This window comes from Streptomyces sp. NPDC044064 (assembly GCF_056434245.1).
In genome coordinates this window covers 108,051-116,076 of sequence record NZ_JBWKFN010000033.1, presented here as the reverse complement: position 1 = coordinate 116,076, position 8,026 = coordinate 108,051, and the positions used below count along the sequence as shown (strand labels likewise).

Genomic DNA, 8,026 nt, shown 5'->3' with positions numbered 1-8,026 from the left:
TCCGTTCCCCCCTCTGCCCTTCTCTTGTCCCCCCGCCGGCTGGCCGCCGGGTTCGTGAGCCTCGGCGCAAACGGACGCACCGCCGTCCCCGGGGGCCCCCCCCCCCCCCCCCCCCCCGGGACCGGCACCTTGGAGGAAGCAGCTGCTATGCACAAGTTCGCCATCGTCGGGATCTCCTGCCTGTTTCCGGGTGCCCGGACTCCCGAGGAGTTCCGCCGGAACCTCCTCGCCGGTACGGACAGCCGCCGTGACGGCGGTACGGAGGTCTTCGGCCCGGAGCCGGACGAGCGTGACCTCGACCCCCGCCACCGCATCACCTCCCGCCGGGGCGGGTTCATCACCGACTTCGTGTTCGATCCGGCCGGCTACCGGCTGGACCCCGGGTATCTGGGCCGGCTCGACCGGATCTTCCACTGGTCCATGTACGCCGCCCGGGAGGCGCTGCGGGACTGCGGCCTGGGTGACGACCGGCAGACCCTGGCGTGCACCGGCCTGGTCATGGGCAACTACTCGTTCCCGACGCCCACTTCGGCCCAGGTCAGTGTTCCGCTGGCGCAGGAGGCCGTGCTGGCCGGTCTGGGCCGGGTGCTCGACGGCCTGGCGGGCGCGCGTCCGCTCGTCGACCGGGACGCCCTGCTGCCGGAGAACCTGCGGGTGAGCGGCTCGCCCGCGGCCGTCACCGCGGCCGCCCTCGGGCTCGGCGGGCCCCGCTACTGCCTGGACGCCGCCTGCTCGTCGGCGCTCTACGCGCTCAGCCTGGCCTGCGGGCATCTCGCGGCGGGCGAGGCGGACGTGGTGCTCGCGGGCGGCGTCTGCGCACCCGATCCGACGCTCATCCACCTGTCGTTCTCCGATCTGCACGCCTACCCGGAGAACGGGTTCAGCCAGCCCTTCGACAGCCGCTCCGGCGGGATCGTCACCGGTCAGGGCGCCGGCATGGTCGCGGTCAAGCGGCTGGCCGACGCGCTGCGCGACGGCGACCGCATCCACGCCGTCGTGGACGGCATCGGCCTCTCCAACGACGGGGCGGGCCGGCATCCCCTGGTGCCGCGCAAGTCCGGCCAGCTGGACGCCCTCGCGCGCGCCTACGCGAACGCCGGTGTCGACCCGGCCGGCATCGACTACCTGGAGTGCCACGCCACCGGTACCCCGGTCGGGGACGCGACCGAGGCCGAGTCCGTCGCCGAGTTCTTCGGCGCGCACGGCCGCGTGCCGCTGCTGGGCTCGGTCAAGGGAAACATCGGGCATCTGCTGACCGTCGGCGGACTGAGCAGCCTGCTCAAGGTCGTCCTGGCCATGCAGGAGGGCACGATCCCGGCGACCGTCGGCGTGGAGCGTCCGGTCACCTCCGCGGACGGCGAGGTCGGTGCGCGGACCCTGGTGCGCGCCTCCCGGGCCTGGCCCGAGGGGCCGGGTCCGCGCCGGGCGGCGGTGTCCGCCTTCGGGTTCGGCGGCACCAACGCGCACGTCGTGCTGTCGGCGGGGCCGGACACGACGGCCGCGACGGCTCTCCCTGCTCCCACCGCTCCCCCGGCTCCCCCCGAGCTACCCGCTCTGGACGTCGTGGGTCTGGGGGCGCACTTCGGGTCGCTGGAGTCCGTGGACGCCTTCGAACGTGCCGTGCACCGCGGCGGGCACGATCTGCGGCCGCTGCCCGAGCACCGCTGGCGGGGCCTGGACCGCACCGGCGGCGGCACCCTCGAACAGGCGGGTCTCACCGGTGACGCGCTGCGCGGTGCCTTCGTGGACGGGGTCGACGTCGACCCGGCCGAGCTGCGGGTGCCACCGTCCGACCTGCGCATCTACAACCCGCAGCACGCGGTGCTGACCAAGGTCGCCGACGAGGCGCTGCGTGACGCCGGGTACCGGCTCGGCGCCGGGGCGCGGGACACCCCCGGGCCGCGCCGGGTCGCCGTGGTGGTGGTGACCGAGATCGAGCCGTACACGCACGCCCGGCTGACCCGGTACGGCCTCGGGGCCTTCCTGCGCGGCGAGTTGGACCGGGCGGGTGTCCGGCTGACCGAGGAGCAGCGGGCCGCGCTCACCGAGGTGTCCCGGGACGCCGTGGTGGACCCGATCGGCGCCAACGAGGTGCTCAGCTACATCGGCAACGTGATGGCCGGGCGGATCTCCTCGCGCTGGAACCTCACCGGGCCGTCGTTCACCGTGTCCGGGGACGGCGCCGGTACCGCCGAGGCGCTGCAGGTCGCGCGGCTGCTGCTGCTCGACCCGGACCTGGAGGCGGTGCTGGTCGGCGCGGTCGACCTGGCGGGCTCGGCGGAGCAGCTGCTGACCCGGCCCGGGCCGGCCGGCGAACCGGGGCTCTCCTTCGGCGAGGGCGGCCGGGGACGGCAGGCCGGCGAGGGCGCCGGAGCCCTGGTCGTCACCCGCGCGGACACCGTCCCGGGCCGGGTGCACGCCCGCGTCGGCGGGCTGGCCGTACGGTACGCGCCGGCGTCCGGCCCGATGCCCGGCCCGGCCGCCGCCCCGCTCGCCGAGGCGGCGGAGGCGGCCCTGGCCGACGCCGGGGTGGCGGCCGCGGAAGTGGGCTATCTGGAGGCCCATGCGGGCGGTACCGCCGGGGAGGACCGCACCGAGATCGACGCGCTGGCGCGGGTGTACCGCGCGGGCGCCGGCGCCACCGCCCTGGGCAGCGTCAAGGCGCAGCTCGGCGACGCCGGTTGTGCGGCCGGGATGGCCGGGCTGATCCGGACGGTGCTGTGCCTGCGGCAGGCGTATCTGCCCGGCACGCGTGGCTGGCGCCGGCCCGAGCCCGACCTCGCGGACGCGTTCGCCGGCTCCGCGTTCCACGTCCCCGACGTCTCCCGCCCCTGGCTGCGCGAGCGGGCGGACAGCCGCAGGCATGCCGCCGTGAGCATCCGGGGCGCCTCGGGCTCACACGCCCATGTGGTCCTCTCGTCCGTCCCGGGTACGGAGCGGCCGCGCCCGACGGCCGACTGGTCCCGGGCGGGCGGACCGGTGCTGCTGGTCGTCGCCGCGGACACGGCGGACGGGCTGGTCGCCGAGGCCGGCCGGCATCGTGCGCTGCTGGAGGACGGCGCCGATCCGCGGGCGCTGGCCCGGGACTCCGCGCACGGGCCGGACGGGCGGCGGCTGCGGATCGTGCTCGTCGGCCAGGACCGGGAGGGTCTGCTGCGCCAGCTGGAGCTGGCGGTCCGGGACGTACCCGGGGCACACGCCGAGGGCAGGGAGTGGGCCACCCCGGCCGGCTCCTTCTTCACCCCGCGGCCGCTCGGCCCCGAGGGGCGGGTCGCACTCGTCTACCCCGGCGCCTTCAACAGCTATCCGGGCCTCGGTGCGGACCTCTTCCGGGCCTTCCCGGCCCTGCTGGACCGCTTCGAGCAGCAGGCCGCCGAGCCGGCCCGGATGCTGCGGGCCGCCCAGTTGTACCCGCGGACCCTGGAGGCCCTGGACCGGCGCGGCCTGATGCGGCTGGAGGAGAGCCTCGGCGACGACGTCCCGTTCATGCTCGCCACCGGCACCAGTTTCGCGATCCTCTACACCACGCTGGTGCGCGAGGTACTGGGCATCACCGCGCACGGCGGCCTCGGCTACAGCCTCGGCGAGTCCAGCATGCTGTTCGCGACCGGCGGCTGGGACCCGGCGGGGCGCAGCGACCCGCTGATCAGCGACAGCCCGATCTTCCGGAACCGCCTGTGCGGGCCGCGCCGGACCGTACGGGAGCTGTGGGATCTGCCCGCACGGACCCCCGACGGGGACGTGTGGGCCTCACACGTGCTGCTGGCGTCCGCCGAACCGGTACGGGCGGCGCTGGCCCGCTACGACCGGGTCCACCTCACCCATGTGAACACCCCGCGCGAGCTGGTGATCGCCGGTGATCCGGCGCAGTGCCGTGCGCTGATCGAGGAGTTGGGCTGCCCCGCCGCCCGCTCCCCCGTCAACGTGGTCATGCACTGCCCGGTCGTGGACCCCGAACTCGACGGCCTCGCCCGGATGAACGACTATCCGACGGGCTCCTTCGGGGACCTCGAGCTGTTCAGCGCATACGACTACCGGCCCCTGCCTGCCGAGCGGCTCGCCGAGTCCCCGCGGCGCATCGCGCACACCCTGCGGTCCACGATCGACTTCCCGCGGCTGGTGCACGCGGCCTACGAGCGCGGCTACCGCTACTTCATCGAGGTCGGGCCCGGCGCCACCTGCTCCCGCTGGATCCGGGACACCCTCGGCGACGCCCCGCACGTGGCCGCCTGCGTGGACCGCCGGGGCGTTCCGGCGACCACACCGCTGGCCCACCTGACGGCCCGCCTCGTCGGCCACGGCCTCCCGGTGGACCTGGCGGCCCTCCAGGAACCGGCCCCGGCCCCGTCCGAACGCCCCGCCCGCCGACTGCCCCCGGTCCGGGTGGGCCGCGGCGAGCCGATCCCGGACCGCATCGCCCGCGAGGCGGCCAAGGCCCTGATCACCGTCTCCGCCGAACCGGCCGCCCCGGCCCATGGGGCCCCCGCAACGGCGGCACCCGTCCCGGCCGGGCACCTGCAGCCCGCCACCCCGGCCGGCACGGCCGGCGAAGCGCCCGGGCCCTCCTCCACGCCCGCCCGCCCGGCGGGTGCAACGACCGCAGCGCTCCACGCGTCCGCAGGCCCGACGAGCACAGGTACTGCGGCGGCCCCCGACGCGCCCACCCGCCCACCGACTGCGACAGCCGCAGGCGTCCCCGCTGCCACGGCCACCCCCGCTCCCGCCCACCCGTCGGGAGCAACAACCGCGGGCCTCCCAGCATCGACCGGCCGGGCGAGCACGAACAGCTCGGCCACCCCCGCACCCGTCCACCCGCCGGAAGCGACAGCCGCAAGCCTCACCACCTCCGCCGACCCGGCGAGCACAAGTACCAGGGCCACCAACGCACCCGCCCGCCCGTCGGCTCCCACAACCGCAGACGTCCCCGTATCCACCGGCCGGGCGAGCACGAACACCTCGGCCACCCCCGCACCCGTCCACCCGCCGGAAGCGACAGCCGCAAGCCTCCCCGCATCCACCGGCCGGGCAGGTGCCCGGGCAGCGGCAGCTCCCGCGGCCGCGCGCGGGTCGGCCGACGCGCGTGCAGCCCGCCCCGTTCCTGCCCACTCGGGCGCCGGGGTCCACGAACCCGTCGTACCCGTCCTTTCCGTCCCGCCGGAGGAGCCCGCCGCCATGCCTGCCGACCCGACGCTGGAGATCTCCGAGGTGATCACCTTCGACGGGGATCCGATCACGGCCCTGCCCTGGGGCGCTCCGCAGCCGCCCGCGGCCCTGGCTCCGCCCGTGACCTCCCCGCCCTCGGCCACTCCGCCCGCCCCGCCGGCGTACCGCCCGGCGCCGTCCGGACCAGGCCGACGACCCGCCGCCGAGCTGGTGCACGACCTGCGCCGGGAGATGCTCGCCGCGCACGGCGTGGTGATGGAGACCCACCGGGTGCTCCAGGCGGCCACCCTGGAACGGGCCGAGGCCCTGCTGGATGCGACGGCGCCGGCCACGACGTCGGCTCCCGTGCCGCCGGTCCCCGCTCCTGCTCCCGCTGTGGAGCGCACGGCACCCCCCGCCCTGCCCGAGCCCCCGGCTCCGGCCCCGGCTCCGGCGCCAGCGCCGGCCCGTGAGGGCGTCATCTGGGACGAGGCCGATCTGCTCGAGTTCGCGACCGGCTCCGTGGCCAAGGTGTTCGGGGCCCGGTTCGCCCAGATCGACACCTTCGCCGCACGCGTTCGGCTGCCCGCACCGCCGTACCACTTCGTCACCCGGGTCACGGAGCTGGACGCCGAGCCCGGTGTACTCGAACCCGCCCGCATCACCACGGAGTACGACCTGCCCGAGGACGCCTGGTACGGCGTGGACGGCGGGGTGCCGCCGGCGGTGACCGTGGAGGCCGGGCAGTGCGACCTTCTCCTGGTCAGCTACCTCGGCATCGACTTCCGCAACAAGGGCGAGCGGGTCTACCGGCTGCTGGACAGCTCGCTGATCTTCAAGGGCGGGCTGCCCACGACCGGGCAGACGCTGCGCTACGAGATCTCCATCGACCGGTTCGTCCACCAGGGCGACACCACGATCTTCTTCTTCAGCTACGACTGCTTCGCGGACGGCGAGCTGATCCTCCAGCTCCGTGACGCCTGCGCCGGGTTCTTCAGCAAGCAGGAGCTGGCGACCCCGCTCGGCGTCGTCCTCACCGACAAGGACCGGGCCCGCCGCGCCGTGCTGCCCAAGGGCACGTTCAAGCCGCTGGCCTACGCCCGCAAGCACCGACTGGACGCCCATGACCTGGAGTTGCTCGCCCAGGGGCGCCCGGGGGACGTGTTCGGCCCGGACCACGCGCAGGACCCGGGCATCAACCCGGCGCTGCGCCTGCCGGACGAGCGGCTGCGCATGGTCGACGAGGTGACCGTCGACCGCAAGGGCGGGCCCTGTGAGCTGGGCCTGATCACCGCGGTCAAGCGTCTCGAGCCGGACGCCTGGTACTTCACCTGCCACTTCCCGGACGACCCGGTGCTGGCCGGTTCCCTCATCGCCGAGGGTGCCGTGCAACTGCTGCAGATCTACCTGATGCACCAGGGCCTGCACCTCACGCTGCCGGACGCCCGCTTCCAGACGGTGACCGAGCGCCGGATCGACGTCCAGGTGCGCGGCCAGGTCACCCCGAAGGACGCCGAGATCCGCTACGAGGTGGAGGTCACCGAGCTGACCCTGCTGCCCCGGCCCATGGTGATCGCGGACGTCCTGGTGTACCTCGGTGACAAGCCGGTGGTCCGGATGCAGAACCTCGGCCTGCAGATCGTGGAGAAGCCCGGGACGCCGTACCGGCCGGAGACCGGCGGCGTGCCCGAGTTCCTCGGCCGGCGAAACCGCAGCGGCGAGCCGGCCCTGATCAACGAACTGCACCTCGCCCACTCCGCCAAGGGCCTGCTGGACATGGCGATGGGCCCGGAGTTCGAGATCTACCGCACGAGCCGCGCCCCCTACATCCCCAACGGCGACTTCCAGTTCGTCGACCGGGTCATGAAGCTGACCGGCACCCGCGGCGACCTGAGCCCCGGCTCCGAGATGGTCACCGAGTACGACTCCCCGGACGACGCCTGGTACTACGCGCAGAACTCCTCGCCGTACATGCCGAACTTCGTGTACATGGAGTCCTCGCTGCAGGCCGCCATCTTCCTCGGCTACTACCTCGGCGCCACGCTCCGGCAGCCCGAGGAGGAGTACGCCATCCGCAACCTCGACGGCCGCGCGACCCTGGTGAAGGACATCGACCTGCGCGGCAAGACCGTCCGGCACCACTCGAAGCTGCTCATGACAAGTGTCGTCTCGGGTGCGGTGCTGCAGAACTTCTCGTACGAACTCAGCGCGGACGGCGAGGTGTTCTACGCCGGCGAGTCGCTGTTCGGGTACTTCAACGCGGCCGCGCTGTCCAACCAGGTCGGTCTCGACAGCGGCACCTACGTCAAGCCGTGGATCGAGGCGGAAGCCCCGGCCGCCGGGCGGGTCAGGCACATCGAGCCGGCGGGCGGTGCGGCGCCCGCCCCCGATGACGCCCCCGATGACGCCCCCGGAGGCGAACTCCGCCTGCCCGGCGGCCGGTTCGACCTGGTGGACCGGGTCGACCTGGTCGCGGACGGCGGCCGCTTCGGCGCCGGCTATGTGCACGGCTTCCGCAGCATCCGGCCCGACGAGTGGTACTTCGACTGCCACTTCCACCGCGACCCGGTGATGCCCGGTTCCCTCGGTGTCGAGGCGGTGCTGCAGGCCATGCGGCTGTTCGTGCTGGAGGAGAACCTCGCCGAGGGCATGGACCGGCCCCGGTTCGCGATGGCCACCGGGGTGGAGATGTCCTGGAAGTACCGGGGCCAGATCCTGCGCGACGACCGCGAGCTGTTCTTCGACGTGCACATCAAGGAGGTCCGCCGGGAGACGGACCGCCTGCTGCTGATCGCCGACGCGGACCTGTGGAAGCCGGGCCTGCGCATCTACGAACTCACCGACGTGGCCATCGAGGTCCGCCCCGACGCCGGCTGACGCCGCG

1 protein-coding gene is annotated in these 8,026 nt (G+C 74.3%); it reads left to right on the top strand.

From position 1 onward, the window contains the following. Positions 1-147 precede the first annotated feature (147 nt). Positions 148-8,019, top strand: a complete 7,872-nt coding sequence (locus AC07DS_RS38260) for a beta-ketoacyl synthase N-terminal-like domain-containing protein (RefSeq protein ID WP_479153068.1) — start codon at positions 148-150, stop codon at positions 8,017-8,019. The last annotated feature ends 7 nt before the right edge of the window (positions 8,020-8,026 follow it).